Source organism: Citrobacter sp. 506, from assembly GCF_050434985.1.
GTDB classification, from domain to species: domain Bacteria; phylum Pseudomonadota; class Gammaproteobacteria; order Enterobacterales; family Enterobacteriaceae; genus Citrobacter; species Citrobacter braakii.
On the sequence record NZ_JBNDJN010000011.1, the window covers coordinates 1 to 20,138 of the forward strand.

18 protein-coding genes are annotated in these 20,138 nt (G+C 52.8%); 10 read left to right on the forward strand and 8 right to left on the reverse strand.

Annotation, left to right across the window (positions count from 1 at the left end; all coding sequences use genetic code 11):
- The 9 genes from ABIE10_RS23215 to rpoC all read left to right on the forward strand — a co-directional run.
- Positions 1 to 111, forward strand: a 111-nt coding sequence (locus ABIE10_RS23215) for an elongation factor Tu (RefSeq protein ID WP_075262496.1), incomplete at its 5' end; no start/stop codon positions are given.
- Between the two features lie 230 nt (positions 112 to 341).
- A complete protein-coding gene (gene secE, locus ABIE10_RS23220) occupies positions 342 to 725 on the forward strand; it encodes a preprotein translocase subunit SecE (RefSeq protein ID WP_003033128.1) in 384 nt (127 codons plus the stop codon).
- Position 726: 1 nt separating this feature from the next.
- A complete protein-coding gene (gene nusG / locus ABIE10_RS23225; protein ID WP_003033125.1) occupies positions 727 to 1,272 on the forward strand; it encodes a transcription termination/antitermination protein NusG in 546 nt (181 codons plus the stop codon).
- Positions 1,273 to 1,427: 155 nt separating this feature from the next.
- Positions 1,428 to 1,856 (forward strand): 50S ribosomal protein L11, encoded by a 429-nt coding sequence (gene rplK / locus ABIE10_RS23230; protein WP_003033122.1) that lies wholly within the window; start codon positions 1,428 to 1,430, stop codon positions 1,854 to 1,856.
- 3 nt (positions 1,857 to 1,859) lie between these two features.
- Positions 1,860 to 2,567 (forward strand): 50S ribosomal protein L1, encoded by a 708-nt coding sequence (gene rplA / locus ABIE10_RS23235; protein WP_016155300.1) that lies wholly within the window; start codon positions 1,860 to 1,862, stop codon positions 2,565 to 2,567.
- Positions 2,568 to 2,925: 358 nt separating this feature from the next.
- On the forward strand, positions 2,926 to 3,423 hold the full coding sequence (gene rplJ, locus ABIE10_RS23240; protein ID WP_005132895.1) for a 50S ribosomal protein L10: 498 nt from the start codon (positions 2,926 to 2,928) through the stop codon (positions 3,421 to 3,423).
- Between the two features lie 66 nt (positions 3,424 to 3,489).
- Complete coding sequence (rplL, locus tag ABIE10_RS23245; RefSeq protein WP_000028882.1) at positions 3,490 to 3,855, forward strand: 50S ribosomal protein L7/L12; 366 nt, start codon at positions 3,490 to 3,492, stop codon at positions 3,853 to 3,855.
- A gap of 320 nt (positions 3,856 to 4,175) precedes the next feature.
- Positions 4,176 to 8,204 (forward strand): DNA-directed RNA polymerase subunit beta, encoded by a 4,029-nt coding sequence (gene rpoB, locus ABIE10_RS23250; protein ID WP_003033111.1) that lies wholly within the window; start codon positions 4,176 to 4,178, stop codon positions 8,202 to 8,204.
- A gap of 76 nt (positions 8,205 to 8,280) precedes the next feature.
- Entirely contained in the window at positions 8,281 to 12,504 is a 4,224-nt protein-coding gene (rpoC, locus tag ABIE10_RS23255; RefSeq protein WP_016155301.1) for a DNA-directed RNA polymerase subunit beta', read from the forward strand.
- A gap of 147 nt (positions 12,505 to 12,651) precedes the next feature.
- Here rpoC and ABIE10_RS23260 read toward each other — a convergent pair whose 3' ends face one another.
- Positions 12,652 to 12,969: a PTS lactose/cellobiose transporter subunit IIA gene (locus ABIE10_RS23260; RefSeq protein WP_016155302.1), complete on the reverse strand. Its 318-nt coding sequence runs from the start codon at positions 12,967 to 12,969 to the stop codon at positions 12,652 to 12,654.
- Positions 12,970 to 12,973: 4 nt separating this feature from the next.
- Positions 12,974 to 13,279 carry a PTS sugar transporter subunit IIB gene (locus ABIE10_RS23265; protein ID WP_016155303.1) on the reverse strand — a complete coding sequence of 102 codons (306 nt, stop codon included), beginning with the start codon at positions 13,277 to 13,279 and terminating at the stop codon, positions 12,974 to 12,976.
- 1,090 nt (positions 13,280 to 14,369) lie between these two features.
- On the opposite strand from ABIE10_RS23265, the gene cspE reads away from it, so the two are divergent.
- Entirely contained in the window at positions 14,370 to 14,582 is a 213-nt protein-coding gene (cspE, locus tag ABIE10_RS23270; protein WP_016155304.1) for a transcription antiterminator/RNA stability regulator CspE, read from the forward strand.
- A gap of 119 nt (positions 14,583 to 14,701) precedes the next feature.
- On the opposite strand, the gene thiH is transcribed toward cspE, so the two are convergent.
- The 6 genes from thiH to thiC are packed head-to-tail and all read right to left on the reverse strand — an operon-like array spanning position 14,702 to position 20,069.
- On the reverse strand, positions 14,702 to 15,835 hold the full coding sequence (gene thiH / locus ABIE10_RS23275) for a 2-iminoacetate synthase ThiH (protein WP_016157943.1): 1,134 nt from the start codon (positions 15,833 to 15,835) through the stop codon (positions 14,702 to 14,704).
- On the reverse strand, positions 15,832 to 16,602 hold the full coding sequence (gene thiG, locus ABIE10_RS23280; protein ID WP_047415991.1) for a thiazole synthase: 771 nt from the start codon (positions 16,600 to 16,602) through the stop codon (positions 15,832 to 15,834). The genes thiH and thiG overlap by 4 nt, the downstream gene beginning before the upstream one ends.
- Position 16,603: 1 nt before the next feature.
- Positions 16,604 to 16,804 carry a sulfur carrier protein ThiS gene (thiS, locus tag ABIE10_RS23285; protein ID WP_016155307.1) on the reverse strand — a complete coding sequence of 67 codons (201 nt, stop codon included), beginning with the start codon at positions 16,802 to 16,804 and terminating at the stop codon, positions 16,604 to 16,606.
- Complete coding sequence (locus ABIE10_RS23290; RefSeq protein ID WP_101701280.1) at positions 16,785 to 17,543, reverse strand: HesA/MoeB/ThiF family protein; 759 nt, start codon at positions 17,541 to 17,543, stop codon at positions 16,785 to 16,787. Before ABIE10_RS23290 ends, thiS begins: the two co-directional genes overlap by 20 nt.
- Positions 17,536 to 18,171 (reverse strand): thiamine phosphate synthase, encoded by a 636-nt coding sequence (gene thiE, locus ABIE10_RS23295; RefSeq protein ID WP_016157945.1) that lies wholly within the window; start codon positions 18,169 to 18,171, stop codon positions 17,536 to 17,538. Before thiE ends, ABIE10_RS23290 begins: the two co-directional genes overlap by 8 nt.
- Positions 18,171 to 20,069 carry a phosphomethylpyrimidine synthase ThiC gene (gene thiC / locus ABIE10_RS23300; RefSeq protein WP_429157288.1) on the reverse strand — a complete coding sequence of 633 codons (1,899 nt, stop codon included), beginning with the start codon at positions 20,067 to 20,069 and terminating at the stop codon, positions 18,171 to 18,173. The genes thiE and thiC overlap by 1 nt, the downstream gene beginning before the upstream one ends.
- Positions 20,070 to 20,138 lie beyond the last annotated feature (69 nt).

Below are 20,138 nucleotides of genomic sequence, written 5' to 3' on the forward strand. Positions count from 1 at the left end.
ATGGTTGTTACCCTGATCCACCCAATCGCGATGGACGACGGTCTGCGTTTCGCAATCCGTGAAGGCGGCCGTACTGTTGGTGCGGGCGTTGTTGCCAAAGTAATGAGCTAATTGCCGAATAACATTTGACGCAATGCGCAATAAAAGGGCATCATTTGATGCCCTTTTTGCACGCTTTCACACCAGAACCTGGCTCATCAGTGATTTTATTTGTCATAATCATTGCTGAGACAGGCTCTGAAGAGGGCGTTTAGTCCGAAACGCACCAGAGCATTTCGGTTTGGATCGCCTCGCTTACGCGGGGTGAAAATGTTTGTAGAATACTTCTGACAGGTTGGTTTATGAGTGCGAATACCGAAGCTCAAGGAAGCGGGCGCGGCCTGGAAGCGATGAAGTGGGTTGTTGTCGCTGTATTGCTGCTTGTAGCTATCGTTGGCAACTACCTCTATCGTGACATGATGCTGCCGCTGCGTGCGCTGGCCGTAGTGATTCTGATTGCCGCAGCGGGTGGTGTCGCGCTGTTGACAACAAAAGGTAAAGCGACCGTTGCTTTTGCCCGTGAAGCGAGAACCGAAGTCCGTAAGGTCATTTGGCCAACTCGCCAGGAAACATTGCACACCACATTAATTGTGGCTGCGGTTACCGCAGTAATGTCACTGATCCTGTGGGGACTGGATGGTATTCTGGTTCGCCTGGTATCCTTTATCACTGGCCTGAGGTTCTAAGATGTCTGAAGCCCCTAAAAAGCGCTGGTACGTCGTTCAGGCGTTTTCCGGTTTTGAAGGCCGCGTAGCTACATCGCTGCGCGAATATATCAAGTTACAAAATATGGAAGAGTTGTTTGGCGAAGTCATGGTGCCGACCGAAGAAGTGGTCGAAATCCGTGGCGGTCAGCGTCGCAAGAGCGAACGTAAATTCTTCCCGGGCTATGTATTGGTCCAGATGGTGATGAATGACGCAAGCTGGCACCTGGTGCGCAGCGTGCCGCGTGTGATGGGCTTTATCGGCGGTACTTCTGACCGTCCGGCGCCGATCAGCGACAAAGAAGTTGATGCGATCATGAACCGTCTGCAGCAGGTTGGCGACAAGCCGCGTCCGAAAACGATGTTTGAGCCAGGTGAAATGGTTCGCGTTAGCGACGGTCCGTTCGCTGACTTTAACGGCGTGGTTGAAGAAGTGGACTACGAGAAGTCTCGTCTGAAAGTTTCCGTATCTATCTTCGGTCGTGCGACTCCAGTTGAACTGGACTTCGCTCAGGTTGAAAAAGCCTAACACCCCGATCAAAAAAGCGACGATTTAATCGTTGCACAAGGCGCGAGATTGGAATACAATTTCGCGCCTTTTGTTTTTATGGAAACTATCCGTAAAACGAATTTAATCACGGGGAGCCTCCTTGAGGCGTTATAACCCAACTAGAGGAATTTAGAATGGCTAAGAAAGTCCAAGCCTATGTCAAGCTGCAGGTTGCAGCTGGTATGGCTAACCCGAGTCCGCCGGTAGGTCCTGCACTGGGTCAACAAGGCGTGAACATCATGGAATTCTGCAAAGCGTTCAACGCTAAAACTGATTCCATGGAAAAAGGTCTGCCAATCCCGGTTGTTATCACCGTTTACGCTGACCGTTCTTTCACTTTCGTTACCAAAACGCCTCCGGCAGCAGTTCTGCTGAAGAAAGCGGCTGGTATCAAGTCTGGTTCCGGCAAGCCGAACAAAGACAAAGTGGGTAAAATTTCCCGCGCTCAGCTGCAGGAAATCGCGCAGACCAAAGCTGCCGACATGACTGGTTCCGACATTGAAGCGATGACTCGCTCCATTGAAGGTACTGCACGTTCCATGGGCCTGGTAGTGGAGGACTAAGAAATGGCTAAACTGACCAAGCGCATGTCCGTGATCCGTGACAAAGTTGATGCTACTAAGCAGTATGACATCAACGAAGCTATCGCTCTGCTGAAAGAGCTGGCCACTGCTAAATTCGTAGAAAGCGTGGACGTTGCTGTTAACCTCGGCATCGATGCTCGTAAATCTGACCAGAACGTACGTGGTGCAACTGTACTGCCGCACGGTACTGGCCGTTCCGTTCGCGTAGCCGTATTTACCCAGGGTGCAAACGCTGAAGCTGCTAAAGCTGCAGGCGCTGAGCTGGTAGGTATGGAAGATCTGGCTGAACAGATCAAGAAAGGCGAAATGAACTTTGACGTTGTTATTGCTTCCCCGGATGCAATGCGCGTTGTTGGCCAACTGGGTCAGGTTCTGGGTCCGCGCGGCCTGATGCCAAACCCGAAAGTTGGTACTGTAACTCCTAACGTTGCTGAAGCTGTTAAGAATGCTAAAGCTGGTCAGGTTCGTTACCGTAACGACAAAAACGGCATCATCCACACCACCATCGGTAAAGTGGATTTTGACGCTGACAAACTGAAAGAAAACCTGGAAGCTCTGCTGGTTGCGCTGAAAAAAGCAAAACCGACTCAGGCAAAAGGCGTGTACATCAAGAAAGTTAGCATCTCCACCACCATGGGTGCTGGCGTTGCCGTTGATCAGTCTGGTCTGACTGCGACTGTGGCGAACTAATATTCGCCTTTACGTGGGCGGTGATTTTGTCTACAATCCTACCCCCACGTATTCTGCTAATTGCAGACGTATATCCGAGATATTCAGGCTGTGGCAAGGCAGTCAACGCCGCTACAGATTGAATAGCGACAGATAGAAAAGATTTGTTCGTTGGAGCCTGGCCTAATCCAGGCCTCCGTCGAAGACCGCAGGTGTTTCGTAAGAAACTTAATGCCCTGCGTAGACGGTGACAGAACGCTAAGATTATTTCTGATACTCTGGCTTGTTTCTGCTCACCGTATTTAGACGCTCTCTCCGTTGGGGGGAGTGAAGTGAGTTCCGGAACATGAGTTCCGGCAAACATCCAGGAGCAAAGCTAATGGCTTTAAATCTTCAAGACAAACAAGCGATTGTTGCTGAAGTCAGCGAAGTAGCCAAAGGCGCGCTGTCTGCAGTAGTTGCGGATTCCCGTGGCGTAACTGTAGATAAAATGACTGAACTGCGTAAAGCAGGTCGTGAAGCTGGCGTATACATGCGTGTTGTTCGTAACACCCTGCTGCGCCGCGTCGTTGAAGGTACTCAGTTCGAGTGCCTGAAAGACACGTTTGTTGGTCCGACCCTGATTGCATACTCTATGGAACACCCGGGCGCTGCTGCTCGTCTGTTCAAAGAGTTCGCGAAAGCGAATGCAAAATTTGAGGTCAAAGCCGCAGCCTTTGAAGGTGAGTTGATTACGGCATCGAATATCGATCGCCTGGCAACTCTGCCGACCTACGAAGAAGCAATTGCACGCCTGATGGCAACCATGAAAGAAGCTTCGGCTGGCAAACTGGTTCGTACTCTGGCTGCTGTACGCGATGCGAAAGAAGCTGCTTAATCGCAGTTATCTTTGTAAAGCATCTGCTTACGTATAAACTTATTCTGATTTTCAGGAACAATTTAAATGTCTATCACTAAAGATCAAATCATTGAAGCAGTATCCGCTATGTCCGTAATGGACGTTGTAGAACTGATTTCTGCAATGGAAGAAAAATTCGGTGTTTCTGCTGCTGCTGCTGTAGCTGTAGCTGCTGGCCCGGCTGAAGCTGCTGAAGAAAAAACTGAATTCGACGTAATTCTGAAAGCTGCTGGCGCTAACAAAGTTGCTGTTATCAAAGCAGTACGTGGCGCAACTGGCCTGGGTCTGAAAGAAGCTAAAGACCTGGTAGAATCTGCACCGGCTGCGCTGAAAGAAGGCGTGAGCAAAGACGACGCAGAAGCACTGAAAAAATCTCTGGAAGAAGCTGGCGCTGAAGTTGAAGTTAAATAAGCCAACTTTTCTGGTTGCAGCCTAAGAAATTAGGCTGATGGCTGGTGACTTTTTAGTCACCAGCCTTTTTGCGCTGTAAGGCGCCAGTAGCATTTCACACTGTTTGACTACTGCTGTGCCTTTCAATGCTTGTTTCTATCGACGTCTTAATATACTGCGACAGAACGTCAGTTCTGTGTAAATCGCAATGAAATGGTTTAAGCGTGATAGCAACAGGCATTGCGGAAAGTATTCGATTTTCCGGTCAACAAAATAGTGTTGCACAAACTGTCCCTTCGTCGGACAGATGGGTCGACTTGTCAGCGAGCTGAGGAACCCTAATGGTTTACTCCTATACCGAGAAAAAACGTATTCGTAAGGATTTTGGTAAACGTCCGCAAGTGTTGGACATACCTTATCTCCTTTCTATCCAGCTTGACTCGTTTCAGAAGTTCATCGAGCAAGATCCTGAAGGGCAGTATGGTCTGGAAGCAGCTTTCCGTTCCGTTTTCCCGATTCAGAGCTACAGCGGTAATTCCGAGCTGCAATACGTCAGCTACCGCCTTGGCGAACCGGTGTTTGACGTTCAGGAATGTCAGATCCGTGGCGTGACCTATTCCGCACCGCTGCGCGTAAAACTGCGCCTGGTGATCTACGAGCGCGAAGCGCCGGAAGGCACCGTAAAAGACATTAAAGAACAAGAAGTCTACATGGGCGAAATTCCGCTCATGACAGACAACGGTACCTTTGTTATCAACGGTACTGAGCGTGTTATCGTTTCTCAGCTGCACCGTAGTCCTGGCGTCTTCTTTGACTCCGACAAAGGTAAAACCCACTCTTCGGGTAAAGTGCTGTATAACGCGCGAATCATCCCTTACCGTGGTTCCTGGCTGGACTTCGAATTCGATCCGAAGGACAACCTGTTCGTACGTATTGACCGTCGCCGTAAACTGCCTGCGACCATTATTCTGCGTGCACTGAACTACACCACTGAGCAGATCCTTGACCTGTTCTTTGAGAAAGTTGTTTTCGAAATTCGTGACAACAAGCTGCAGATGGAACTGGTGCCGGAACGCCTGCGTGGTGAAACCGCCTCCTTTGACATCGAAGCTAACGGCAAAGTCTACGTCGAAAAAGGCCGTCGTATCACTGCGCGCCACATTCGCCAACTGGAAAAAGACGATATCAAACATATCGAAGTTCCGGTTGAATACATTGCTGGTAAAGTTGCGGCTAAAGACTACGTTGACGAATCTACTGGCGAGCTGATCTGCGCAGCTAACATGGAGCTGAGTCTGGATCTGCTGGCTAAGCTGAGCCAGTCTGGCCACAAGCGTATCGAAACGCTGTTCACCAACGATCTGGACCACGGTCCGTACATTTCTGAAACTGTACGCGTCGACCCAACCAACGATCGTCTGAGCGCGCTGGTAGAAATCTACCGCATGATGCGCCCTGGTGAGCCGCCGACGCGTGAAGCTGCTGAAAGCCTGTTCGAGAACCTGTTCTTCTCCGAAGACCGCTATGACCTGTCTGCGGTTGGTCGTATGAAGTTCAACCGTTCTCTGCTGCGCGACGAAATCGAAGGTTCCGGTATCCTGAGCAAAGATGACATCATCGAAGTGATGAAGAAGCTCATCGATATCCGTAACGGTAAAGGCGAAGTCGATGATATCGACCACCTCGGTAACCGTCGTATCCGTTCCGTTGGCGAAATGGCGGAAAACCAGTTCCGCGTTGGCCTGGTACGTGTTGAGCGTGCGGTGAAAGAGCGTCTGTCTCTGGGCGATCTGGATACCCTGATGCCTCAGGATATGATCAACGCTAAGCCGATTTCTGCAGCAGTGAAAGAGTTCTTTGGTTCCAGCCAGCTGTCTCAGTTTATGGACCAGAACAACCCGCTGTCTGAGATTACGCACAAACGTCGTATCTCTGCACTCGGCCCAGGCGGTTTGACCCGTGAACGCGCAGGCTTCGAAGTTCGAGACGTACACCCGACTCACTACGGTCGCGTATGTCCAATCGAAACGCCTGAAGGTCCGAACATCGGTCTGATCAACTCCTTGTCTGTATACGCACAGACTAACGAATACGGCTTCCTCGAGACTCCGTACCGTAAAGTGACCGACGGTGTTGTAACTGACGAAATTCATTACCTGTCTGCTATCGAAGAAGGCAACTACGTTATCGCTCAGGCGAACTCCAACCTGGATGACGAAGGCCACTTTGTAGAAGATCTGGTTACCTGCCGTAGCAAAGGCGAATCCAGCTTGTTTAGCCGTGACCAGGTTGACTACATGGACGTATCCACCCAGCAGGTGGTATCCGTCGGTGCGTCCCTGATCCCGTTCCTGGAACACGATGACGCCAACCGTGCATTGATGGGTGCGAACATGCAACGTCAGGCGGTTCCGACTCTGCGTGCTGATAAGCCGCTGGTTGGTACCGGTATGGAACGTGCTGTTGCCGTCGACTCCGGTGTTACCGCAGTTGCTAAACGTGGCGGTACCGTCCAGTACGTGGATGCTTCCCGTATCGTTATCAAAGTTAACGAAGACGAGATGTACCCGGGCGAAGCAGGTATCGACATTTATAACCTGACCAAATACACCCGTTCTAACCAGAATACCTGTATCAACCAGATGCCTTGCGTATCTCTGGGCGAACCGGTTGAACGTGGTGATGTGCTGGCAGACGGTCCGTCCACCGACCTCGGTGAACTGGCGCTCGGTCAGAACATGCGCGTGGCATTCATGCCATGGAATGGTTACAACTTCGAAGACTCCATCCTCGTATCTGAGCGTGTTGTCCAGGAAGACCGTTTCACCACCATCCACATTCAGGAACTGGCATGTGTGTCCCGTGACACCAAGCTGGGGCCGGAAGAGATCACCGCTGACATCCCGAACGTGGGTGAAGCTGCGCTCTCCAAACTGGATGAATCCGGTATCGTTTATATCGGCGCGGAAGTAACCGGTGGCGATATTCTGGTTGGTAAGGTAACGCCGAAAGGTGAAACCCAGCTGACGCCAGAAGAGAAGCTGCTGCGTGCTATCTTCGGTGAGAAAGCGTCTGACGTTAAAGACTCTTCTCTGCGCGTGCCAAACGGTGTTTCCGGTACGATTATCGACGTTCAGGTCTTTACTCGCGATGGCGTAGAAAAAGACAAACGTGCGCTGGAAATCGAAGAGATGCAGCTGAAGCAGGCGAAAAAAGACCTGTCTGAAGAACTGCAAATCCTCGAAGCTGGCCTGTTCAGCCGTATCTACGCTGTGCTGGTTTCCGGTGGTGTTGAAGCTGAGAAGCTCGACAAACTGCCGCGCGATCGCTGGTTAGAACTCGGCCTGACCGACGAAGAGAAACAAAATCAGCTGGAACAACTGGCTGAGCAGTACGACGAACTGAAACACGAGTTCGAGAAAAAACTCGAAGCGAAACGCCGTAAAATCACTCAGGGCGACGATCTGGCACCGGGCGTGCTGAAGATTGTTAAGGTTTATCTGGCGGTTAAACGTCGGATCCAGCCTGGTGATAAGATGGCAGGTCGTCACGGTAACAAGGGTGTAATCTCTAAGATCAACCCGATCGAAGATATGCCACACGATGCTAACGGTACGCCGGTAGATATCGTGTTGAACCCGCTGGGCGTACCATCGCGTATGAACATCGGTCAGATCCTTGAAACCCACCTGGGTATGGCTGCGAAAGGTATTGGCGATAAGATCAACGCCATGCTGAAACAGCAGCAGGAAGTCGCGAAACTGCGCGAATTCATCCAGCGTGCTTACGATCTGGGTTCAGATGTTCGTCAGAAAGTTGACCTGAATACCTTCAGCGATGAAGAAGTTCTGCGTCTGGCTGAAAACCTGAAAAAAGGTATGCCGATCGCAACGCCGGTGTTCGACGGTGCGAAAGAGTCTGAAATCAAGGAACTGTTACAGCTGGGTGGCCTGCCGACTTCCGGTCAGATCACACTGTTCGACGGTCGTACCGGTGAGCAGTTCGAGCGCCAGGTTACCGTTGGCTACATGTACATGCTGAAACTGAACCACCTGGTTGATGACAAGATGCATGCGCGTTCTACCGGTTCTTACAGCCTGGTTACTCAGCAGCCGCTGGGTGGTAAGGCTCAGTTCGGTGGTCAGCGCTTCGGGGAGATGGAAGTGTGGGCGCTTGAAGCATACGGCGCGGCATACACCCTGCAGGAAATGCTCACCGTTAAGTCTGATGACGTGAACGGTCGTACTAAGATGTATAAAAACATCGTGGACGGCAACCATCAGATGGAACCAGGCATGCCGGAATCCTTCAACGTACTGTTGAAAGAGATTCGTTCGCTGGGTATCAACATCGAGCTGGAAGACGAGTAACTCTCGATCAAACAGGTCACTGGTGCTGGCGTAACAGCCAGCGCCAGATTGTGCTAACTCCGACGGGAGCAAATCCGTGAAAGATTTATTAAAGTTTCTGAAAGCGCAGACTAAAACCGAAGAGTTTGATGCGATCAAAATTGCTCTGGCCTCGCCAGACATGATCCGTTCATGGTCTTTCGGTGAAGTTAAGAAGCCGGAAACCATCAACTACCGTACGTTCAAACCTGAACGTGACGGCCTTTTCTGCGCCCGTATCTTTGGGCCGGTAAAAGACTATGAGTGCCTGTGCGGTAAGTACAAGCGCCTGAAACACCGCGGTGTGATCTGTGAGAAGTGCGGCGTTGAAGTGACCCAGACTAAAGTACGCCGTGAGCGTATGGGCCACATCGAGCTGGCGTCTCCGACTGCTCACATCTGGTTCCTGAAATCTCTGCCGTCCCGTATCGGTCTGCTGCTCGATATGCCGCTGCGCGATATCGAACGCGTACTGTACTTCGAATCTTATGTGGTTATCGAAGGCGGTATGACTAACCTGGAACGTCAACAGATCCTGACTGAAGAGCAGTATCTGGACGCGCTGGAAGAGTTCGGTGACGAATTCGACGCGAAGATGGGTGCGGAAGCAATCCAGGCCCTGCTGAAGAGCATGGATCTGGAGCAAGAGTGCGAAACTCTGCGCGAAGAGCTGAACGAAACCAACTCCGAAACCAAGCGTAAGAAGCTGACCAAACGTATCAAACTGCTGGAAGCATTCGTACAGTCTGGCAACAAGCCAGAGTGGATGATCCTGACCGTTCTGCCGGTTCTGCCGCCAGATCTGCGTCCGCTGGTTCCGCTGGATGGTGGTCGTTTCGCAACATCAGATCTGAACGATCTGTACCGTCGCGTGATCAACCGTAACAACCGTTTGAAACGTCTGCTGGATCTGGCTGCGCCGGACATCATCGTACGTAACGAAAAACGTATGCTGCAGGAAGCGGTTGACGCCCTGCTGGATAACGGTCGTCGTGGTCGTGCGATCACCGGTTCTAACAAACGTCCTCTGAAATCTTTGGCCGATATGATCAAAGGTAAACAGGGTCGTTTCCGTCAGAACCTGCTCGGTAAGCGTGTTGACTACTCCGGTCGTTCTGTAATCACCGTAGGTCCATACCTGCGTCTGCATCAGTGCGGTCTGCCGAAGAAAATGGCACTGGAACTGTTCAAACCGTTCATTTACGGCAAGCTGGAACTGCGTGGCCTGGCCACCACCATCAAAGCCGCTAAGAAAATGGTTGAGCGTGAAGAAGCTGTCGTTTGGGATATCCTGGACGAAGTTATCCGCGAACACCCGGTACTGCTGAACCGTGCACCAACCCTGCACCGTCTGGGTATCCAGGCATTTGAACCGGTACTGATCGAAGGTAAAGCTATCCAGCTGCACCCGCTGGTTTGTGCGGCATATAACGCCGACTTCGATGGTGACCAGATGGCTGTTCACGTACCGCTGACGCTGGAAGCCCAGCTCGAAGCGCGTGCGCTGATGATGTCTACCAACAACATCCTGTCTCCGGCGAACGGCGAACCTATCATCGTTCCGTCTCAGGACGTTGTATTGGGTCTGTACTACATGACCCGTGACTGTGTTAACGCCAAAGGCGAAGGCATGGTGCTGACTGGCCCGAAAGAAGCTGAGCGTATCTATCGCGCAGGTCTGGCCTCTCTGCATGCGCGCGTTAAAGTGCGTATCACTGAATACGAAAAAGATGAAAACGGCGAATTCGTTGCGCACACCAGCCTGAAAGACACGACCGTTGGTCGCGCCATTCTGTGGATGATCGTACCGAAAGGTCTGCCTTTCTCCATCGTCAACCAGGCGCTGGGCAAGAAAGCAATCTCCAAAATGCTGAACACCTGTTACCGCATTCTGGGCCTGAAGCCGACCGTTATCTTCGCTGACCAGACAATGTACACCGGCTTTGCTTATGCAGCGCGTTCAGGTGCATCTGTTGGTATTGATGACATGGTCATCCCAGAGAAGAAACACGAGATCATCTCTGAAGCGGAAGCTGAAGTTGCTGAGATCCAGGAGCAGTTCCAGTCTGGTCTGGTAACCGCGGGCGAACGTTATAACAAAGTTATCGATATCTGGGCTGCGGCGAACGATCGTGTATCCAAAGCGATGATGGATAACCTGCAAACCGAAACCGTGATTAACCGTGACGGCGTAGAAGAGCAGCAGGTTTCCTTCAACAGCATCTACATGATGGCCGACTCCGGTGCGCGTGGTTCTGCAGCACAGATTCGTCAGCTGGCTGGTATGCGTGGTCTGATGGCTAAGCCAGATGGCTCCATCATCGAAACGCCAATCACCGCGAACTTCCGTGAAGGTCTGAACGTACTCCAGTACTTCATCTCTACTCACGGTGCTCGTAAAGGTCTGGCGGATACCGCACTGAAAACAGCGAACTCCGGTTATCTGACTCGTCGTCTGGTTGACGTTGCGCAGGACTTGGTTGTTACTGAAGACGATTGCGGCACGCTTGAAGGCATCACCATGACCCCGGTTATCGAGGGTGGTGACGTTAAAGAACCGCTGCGCGATCGCGTTCTGGGTCGTGTGACTGCTGAAGACGTTCTGAAGCCGGGTACGGCGGATATTCTGGTTCCACGCAACACGCTGCTGCACGAACAGTGGTGTGACCTGCTGGAAGAGAACTCCGTTGACTCCGTCAAAGTCCGTTCCGTTGTATCCTGTGACACCGACTTTGGTGTATGTGCGCACTGCTATGGTCGTGACCTGGCGCGTGGCCACATCATCAATAAAGGTGAAGCAATCGGCGTTATCGCGGCACAGTCCATCGGTGAACCGGGTACACAGCTGACGATGCGTACGTTCCACATCGGTGGTGCGGCATCTCGTGCGGCTGCTGAATCCAGCATCCAGGTGAAAAACAAAGGTAGCATCCGTCTGAGCAATGCGAAGTCGGTTGTTAACTCCAGCGGTAAACTGGTTATCACCTCACGTAACACCGAACTGAAACTGATCGACGAATTCGGCCGTACCAAAGAAAGCTATAAAGTGCCTTACGGTTCCGTTATGGCGAAAGGTGATGGCGAACAGGTTGCTGGCGGCGAAACCGTAGCGAACTGGGATCCGCACACCATGCCGGTTATCACCGAAGTGAGTGGTTTCGTCCGCTTCACTGACATGATCGACGGCCAGACCATTACTCGTCAGACCGACGAGCTGACCGGTCTGTCTTCTCTGGTGGTTCTGGATTCTGCAGAACGTACTGCGGGTGGTAAAGACCTGCGTCCGGCACTGAAAATTGTTGATGCTCAGGGCAACGACGTTCTGATCCCAGGCACCGATATGCCTGCTCAGTACTTCCTGCCGGGTAAAGCGATTGTTCAGCTGGAAGATGGCGTACAGATCAGTTCTGGTGACACCCTGGCGCGTGTTCCGCAGGAATCCGGCGGTACCAAGGATATCACCGGTGGTCTGCCGCGCGTTGCGGACCTGTTCGAAGCACGTCGTCCGAAAGAGCCGGCAATCCTGGCTGAAATCAGCGGCATCATTTCCTTCGGTAAAGAAACCAAAGGTAAACGTCGTCTGGTTATCACCCCGGTAGACGGTAGCGAGCCGTATGAAGAGATGATTCCGAAATGGCGTCAGCTCAACGTGTTCGAAGGTGAACGTGTAGAACGTGGTGACGTTGTTTCCGACGGTCCGGAAGCGCCGCACGACATCCTGCGTCTGCGTGGTGTGCATGCTGTAACTCGTTATATCGTTAACGAAGTTCAGGACGTATACCGTCTGCAGGGCGTTAAGATTAACGATAAGCACATCGAAGTTATCGTTCGTCAGATGCTGCGTAAAGCCACCATCGAAAGCGCAGGTAGCTCCGACTTCCTGGAAGGCGAGCAGGTTGAATACTCCCGCGTCAAGATTGCTAACCGCGATCTGGAAGCGAACGGCAAAGTGGGTGCAACATTCTCCCGCGATCTGCTGGGTATCACCAAAGCGTCTCTGGCAACCGAGTCCTTCATCTCTGCAGCATCGTTCCAGGAAACCACGCGTGTCCTGACCGAAGCCGCTGTTGCAGGTAAACGTGATGAACTGCGCGGTCTGAAAGAGAACGTTATCGTGGGTCGTCTGATCCCGGCGGGTACCGGTTATGCGTACCACCAGGATCGTATGCGCCGCCGCGCAGCGGGCGAACTGCCAGCTGCTCCGCAGGTGACTGCTGAAGATGCGTCTGCCAGCCTGGCAGAACTGCTGAACGCAGGCCTGGGCGGTTCTGACAACGATTAATCGTTGCTGACGCTAATAAAAAACCCGCTTCGGCGGGTTTTTTTATGTCGATGGATTTAAGATGTATTATGTTGGCCGGATAAGGCAGCAACTGCCATCCGGCATGATGACGCCAGGCTTATGAGGCCTACGGCTTACGCCATCCGCTCAGTTTACTGGTGGCAAGCGTCGATACAGTTCAATCATATCGCCTGCCAGATCCTGAATCACCATGGCATTCATCAGGTGGTCCTGGGAATGGACGGTGATGAGATTAACCGGTAGTTTGCCGGTACCTTCGTCAATTCCGATCAGCTGGGTCTGGATTTTATGCGCTTGTTTAACATACTCGCGAGATTCCATCATCGCGTGTTCTGCCCCGGCGAAATCACCTTTACGCGCCAGTTGCAACGCCGTCAGGGCTTGACTGCGCGCAGCTCCGGCGTTTACCAATAATTCCATGATGATCGTTTCTAACTCTTCCATGCCATCACTCCAGTAGTTTCAGCGCTTTGTCCAGTACCGCATCGCCTTTCATCATGCCGTAATCCATCATATCGATAACGGCGACTTTTTTTCCTAGCGGGTCGGCGAGCGCCTGCAGCTTGGCCTGTTCATACTTAACCTGTGGGCCGAGCAATACGATATCCGCAGTGGCGATATTCTCTTCAAACTCAGCCACCGGGACCGCTTTGATAGTGACGTCGACTCCTTTTTTCTGGGCGGCATCTTTCATCTTTTGCACCAGCATGCTGGTGGACATTCCGGCGGCACAGCATAAAACGATGTTTTTCATAAGTAGTCTCGATCAACATGTGTGGGTTGATAATTATCGCGAGCCAGTCGCAGCAACAACTGCTTTGCAACGATTGTGTGCAAGGCATCACAAAGAAAGTCACTTTTTCTGAAACCGGTTACAAAAAGAGGCTCAACCCTACGATCTGGCCCTGATTTGGCGATTGTTGACCCATTTATCATATGCAGGAATATATAATCACTGTTAATAAAGACATGTTATAAAAAACAGTATTGACAGCATTTTTTAAACCCGTATGTTAATACTTAACAGCGGAGAAATTGTAGTTTGCTGTTAACGTAGTAAGTGTTAGTAGAGCTTGATTGGGGGTTGCGATAAAGGCCACGAAGTATTTTTGTATGGGATAGTCGATGCTGAAAACGCTATTTATTCACCTCGACAATGCTTTCAGGCCACGTAGTTGATATATCTAATCGCAAATAGTTAGTAAAGCGCGACGATGTAACGCCATGATTTAATAGTAAATGTTTGCGGTTTCTGTTTTCTGGTTATCGCAAGGGAAATAAGGCAACGCATCAAAGAGTATATGTCGCGAGGGGAAGTGTACTTGTTTAGGTCACCAGCCTTGAGTTCTATTATCAAGCGGGTGGAATGTGTTTAACGGTAAATAGAGGACGGTTTTAGTTAGTATCAATATCCAATATTATCTGTAGTAAACGTGTACATTTTAAAGTAGTACCATCAGCAGTATTAAATCGTTAAGTTTATTAATGTTAAATTTGAAGTGTGTAGTAACTTAAAGCCCTGACTGCAATGGTCAGGGCTTTTGTTCATTTTAGATCAAGTTGTTACCTGAAATGCTCAACCGCGATGGTGTAACATTTCGGTGCTAATCGATTATTAAATAAATTAATGCTTGCTTATTGATTAGAAGTAAGTCTACTATAGCGACATCGGTTTGATACACAGACCTTATGAAAGCAGTTTTAGTAAAGCAGTTCTCAGTTCAAGCGTTATCCTCAGATACTCTTCTTCATGAGCCTCCTCCCTAAGTGCCCCATAAGTTAATTTCTGCAAAACAGGCCATCTTCGCTGCTTAAGCGGCTCAAAAATATGAAAGGAAGTATCTATGTCTAACAAAATGACTGGTTTAGTAAAATGGTTTAACTCTGAGAAAGGCTTCGGCTTTATCACTCCTCAGGACGGTAGCAAGGACGTGTTTGTGCATTTCTCTGCTATCCAGAGTAACGATTTTAAAACATTAGACGAAGGTCAAAAAGTGGAGTTCTCTGTGGAGAATGGCGCTAAAGGCCCGTCTGCTGTTAACGTTGTCGCGCTGTAATCGCCGATAATTTCACTAATGCTTACAATAGCGATGAAGGCCAGAGCCTGAGCAGTTAAGTGACAGTGAAGAAAAACCCGCGAAAGCGGGTTTTTTCGTTTTATGCGATTGCTCCGGACTTACGGCATCTGCGAAGCGCGTCCCAGATAGCTGTCCCAGTCCTTCCACACGGGCTGTAACCCCTGCGCCATTAGTGCTTCAGCAACGGCTTCTGGGCGACGGGCGTCGTGTGGGGAGAACTGTTCCAGTTCAGGATGGTTATCGGCATAACCGCCGGGCTGTGTTTTTGAGAAGGCGCTGACGTTGTTGATCGCCAGCGGGATCACATGATCACGGAACCATGGCGATTCGCGGGTGGAGAGCGACAGCTCAATTTCTGGCGCCAGTAAACGAAACGCGCAAATGGTTTGGACCAACTGTCGCTCGTCCATGATCGATGCGGGTTCAACGCCACCGGTGCATGGGCGCAGGCGAGGGAAGGAGATGGAGTAGCGGCTCTGCCAGTAATGCTGCTGCATCCACAGCAGATGTTCAGCCACCATATAGCAATCGACCCGCCAGCTGTCGGACAAACCAATCAACGCGCCAAGACCGATTTTGTCGATCCCTGCGCGGCCCAGCCTGTCCGGCGTTTCCAGTCGCCAGAAGAAATCCTGCTTTTTCCCCTTCAGATGGTGGCGAGCGTAAATCGCCTCATGATAGCTCTCCTGATACACCATCACGCCATCCAGTCCCAGCGTCTTCAGCTCCGCATATTCAGCCTCTGACAGCGGCTGAACTTCCATCTGTAACGAGGCAAACTGGCGGCGAATGGTGGGCAAATGGCGACGAAAGTAATCCATTCCGACTTTTGCCTGATGTTCACCGGTGACCAACAACAGATGCTCAAAACCCAGCTCACGGATAGCGGTACACTCTCGTTTTATCTCATCTTCGTCCAGCGTTTTGCGTTTGATACGGTTGCTCATGGAAAAGCCGCAGTAGGTGCAGTCGTTGGCGCAAAGATTTGAGAGATACAGCGGAACATAAAAGCTGACCGTGTTGCCGAAGCGCTGGCGGGTCAGGCGCTGCGCTCGCTGTGCCAACGGCTCCAGAAAGTCGGCGGCGGCAGGGGAGAGCAACGCCATCAGATCGTCGCGACTAAGCTGTGAAGCGTTGAGGGCGTGCTCCACGTCAGCGGCGGTTTTACCGTTGATACGCAGGCGGATGTCATCCCAGTCAAGCTGGCGCCAGCGGTCGCTGAACGTTTTCATACGAAGGCCTCCAGGAATCCGGTTAACGGGCTGGTGGCGCTTGCCTGCGAACTTTTGCTTCCTGGTACCGCCTGGCGCGCCAGAAGACCCGCTTCAACCGCCAGACGGAAGGCGGTAGCCATTGTGACCGGGCAGTCGGCCACGGCGATTGCCGTGTTGACCAGCACTGCGTCGGCACCCATTTCCAGCGCCTGTGTGGCGTGGCTGGGGACGCCAATACCCGCATCAACCACCACCGGTACGGTTGCCTGTTGGATAATAATCTCCAGCATCGCTTTCGTTTCCAGTCCCTGATTAGAACCGATGGGCGCGCCGAGCGGCATTACCGCCGCGCAGCCGACCTCTTCCAGCCGCTTACACAGCACCGGATCCGCGCCGCAGTAGGGCAGCACCACAAAGCCCAGTTTCACCAATGCTTCCGCGGCTTTTAACGTTTCAATCGGATCCGGCAATAGCCAGCGGGCGTCCGGGTGGATTTCTAATTTTAGCCAGTTTGTGCCCAGCGCTTCACGTGCCAACTGGGCGGCGAAAATAGCCTCTTCCGCGGTTTTCGCCCCAGAGGTGTTAGGCAGTAGCGTCACCCCCGCGTCGATAAGTGGGGCCAGAATGGCATCGTTGTGCTGGCGCAAATCCACGCGCTTCATCGCCAGCGTCACCAACTGGCTGCCGGAGGCGCGAATCGCCTCGACCATCAGCTGCGACGAAGCAAATTTTCCGGTGCCGGTGAACAGATGTGAATCAAACGTTTTGTCGGCAATACGTAACATATCAACCCCCTGCAATAACCTGAAAAAGCAGGATCTGGTCGCCTTCCTGCACGATTTGCTGCTCCCACTGCTCGCGCGGCAGGATCTGCTGATTGAGCGCCAGCGCCGCTCCCGGTTTAAGTTGATTTAGCGCAGTGAGCAGCCCGCTGACGGTTTGTCCCTCGGCGCACTGCATCGGCTCATCATTGAACTGAATCTGCATGTTGTCCTCCGCAGACCGGACAGCCGCTGGCACGACGCAGCGCGAGGCTGCGCCACTGGCTGGTTTTACCGTCAAACAGACGTAGCTCCCCATTAGGAGTTTCAATGCCGCTGAGTAATTTAATCGCCTCCAGCGCTTGCAAGGTGCCCATCACGCCCACAACCGGGCCGACGATGCCGGCGGTGCGGCAGTTGCGTTCCGGCTCTACATCATCCGGCCACAGGCAACGGTAACAGCCTTGTTCCCACGGTGGCGTCAGTACCATTAGCTGGCCGCCAAAGCCCACAGCGCTGGCGGTGATGAGCGGAGTGTTGAGCATCACGCAGGCGGCGTTAATTTCCTGGCGCGTCGCCATGTTGTCGGTACAGTCGAGCACCACGTCGGCACGCGCTACCGCATGCCGGAGCGCCTCACCGGTCAGCCGCTGCTCAAGGACGACCAGCTCGCTGTCCGGATTAAGGCGTGCCAGATGTCGCTTTGCCGCCTGTGCTTTCGGGCGGGCGATATCATCGGTGGTGAACAATATTTGCCGCTGCAGGTTGCTCAGATGAACGTCATCATCGTCCGCCAACGTCAGCGTGCCGACGCCCGCTCCCGCCAGATACAGTGCCGCAGGCGAGCCGAGCCCACCTAAACCGACGATCAGCACATGGCTATCGAGCAGCTTTTGTTGGCCCTCAATGGCAATGTCGGCGAGCAGGATCTGGCGGCTGTAGCGCATAAAATCGCGGTCATTCATCGCCGGCTCCCGCAATGTCCAGTAGCTGCGCCGTGGCTGCCTGCCAGTCTGCGGCGTGGGTTATGGCGCTGACCACGGCAATACTGCCAACGCCGGTCGCCAGCACCGCTGGGGCGCGCTCAAGGCTGATGCCGCCGATAGCGACAGTGGGGTAATCCGCCAGTCGTTTACTATGGCTTGCCAGCTGCGTGAGACCCTGCGGGGCCGACGGCATCTGCTTGGTTTGCGTCGGGAAGACATGACCCAGCGCGATATAAGAAGGCTTAGCAGCCAGCGCTACGTCTATCTCCATATCATCGTGAGTGGAAACACCCAGGCGTAGCCCCGCCGCCTGAATCGCCTTCAGGTCGGTGGTTTCGAGGTCTTCCTGGCCCAAATGCACGCCGTACGCGTTGTGCTTAATTGCCAGACTCCAGTAATCGTTGATAAACAGGCGAGCGTCATAGCGACGCCCCAACTCTATGGCGGCAATGACGTCGGCTTCGACCTCTTCATCACGTTTATCTTTAATGCGCAGTTGGATCGTGCGCACACCTGCCTGCAGCAAGCGTTCAATCCATTCAACGCTGTCTACCACCGGGTAAAGCCCGAGGCGGAACGGCACGGTCGGGAAATCAGGCTGGTACATCACGCCTCCTCTTTTTTGAGGTAGATTTCGCCGCCTTTGGCGCGGAAGTTCTCCGACATATCCGCCATTCCGATTTCAATGGTTTGTGCGGCGGCGTAGTCGCGGACCTCATGGCTGATTTTCATCGAGCAGAACTTCGGCCCGCACATGGAGCAGAAGTGGGCAACCTTGCCGGACTCCTGTGGCAGGGTTTCATCGTGATAGGCGCGGGCGGTGAATGGGTCGAGTGCGAGGTTAAACTGGTCTTCCCAGCGGAATTCGAAGCGCGCTTTCGACATGGCGTTATCGCGGATCTGCGCACCCGGATGGCCTTTGGCTAAATCAGCGGCGTGGGCGGCAATCTTGTAGGTAATCAGCCCTTGCTTCACGTCTTCTTTGTTCGGCAGGCCAAGGTGCTCTTTTGGCGTGACGTAGCACAGCATCGCACAGCCAAACCAGCCGATCATCGCCGCACCAATGCCGGAGGTGAAGTGGTCATAGCCCGGCGCGATATCTGTCGTCAACGGCCCTAAGGTGTAGAACGGCGCTTCATGGCAGTGCTCCAGCTCTTCGGTCATGTTGCGCTGGATCATATGCATCGGCACATGACCCGGGCCTTCAATCATCACCTGCACGTCGTATTCCCAGGCGATTTTGGTCAGTTCGCCCAGCGTATGCAGCTCGGAGAACTGCGCCTCGTCGTTGGCATCCTGAATCGAGCCTGGACGCAGGCCGTCGCCGAGAGAGAGCGAAACGTCATAGGCGGCACAGATTTCGCAAATCTCGCGGAAATGTTCAAACAGGAAGTTCTCTTTGTGATGAGAGAGACACCATTTCGCCATGATCGAACCGCCGCGCGAGACAATACCTGTCAGGCGTTTGGCGGTCATCGGCACGTAGCGCAGCAGTACGCCCGCGTGAATGGTGAAGTAGTCGACGCCCTGTTCGGCTTGTTCGAGCAGCGTGTCGCGGAAGGCTTCCCAGGTGAGATCTTCAGCGATCCCGTTAACCTTCTCCAGCGCCTGGTAGATCGGTACGGTACCGATCGGCACCGGGCTGTTACGCAGGATCCACTCGCGGGTTTCGTGAATATAGCGGCCGGTAGAGAGGTCCATCACCGTATCTGCGCCCCAGCGGGTCGACCACACCAGCTTCTCCACCTCTTCTTCAATGGAGGAGGTCACCGCCGAGTTACCGATGTTGGCGTTCACCTTCACCAGGAAGTTGCGGCCGATGATCATCGGCTCGGATTCCGGGTGGTTGATGTTGGCAGGAATAATCGCGCGGCCCGCAGCGACTTCATCACGCACGAATTCCGGGGTGATGTTTTCCGGCAGGCGAGCACCAAAGTTCATCCCTGGATGCTGATGGCGCAGCACTTCACTACGAATGCGCTCGCGGCCCATGTTTTCACGGATGGCGATAAATTCCATCTCCGGGGTAACCATCCCCTGACGGGCATAGTGCAACTGGGTAACGCGCTTGCCGGCTTTGGCGCGTTTTGGCGTCAGCAGGCCGCTGAAACGCAGTTCGTCCAGGCCATCGTCGGCCAGACGTTGTTTGGTATAAGCGGAGCTACGGTCGTCTAATTCTTCGCTATCGTTACGCGCCGCAATCCATGGCTGGCGCAGTTTTGCCAGACCCTGCTGAACGTTAATCGCCACATCAGGATCGCCGTACGGCCCGGAGGTGTCGTACACCGGCACGGCTTCGTTCTCTTCAAACTGCGGGTTGTCTTTCGTACCACCAATCAGCGTAGGACTTAGCTGGATTTCGCGCATCGGGATGCGGATATCCGCCTGCGAACCGGTGATGTAGATACGTTTTGAGTTAGGAAAGGCGGTACCTTCCAGCGTGTCGATAAAGTGTTGGGCTTGGGCGCGCTGTTCGCGGCGTGATGGTTTAGTAGTGGCAGACATAGCTCATTCCAAATAAAAGTAAGGATATGGCTTGTCAGACGACGGATGAAGCAAGAGAGACGAACGCCA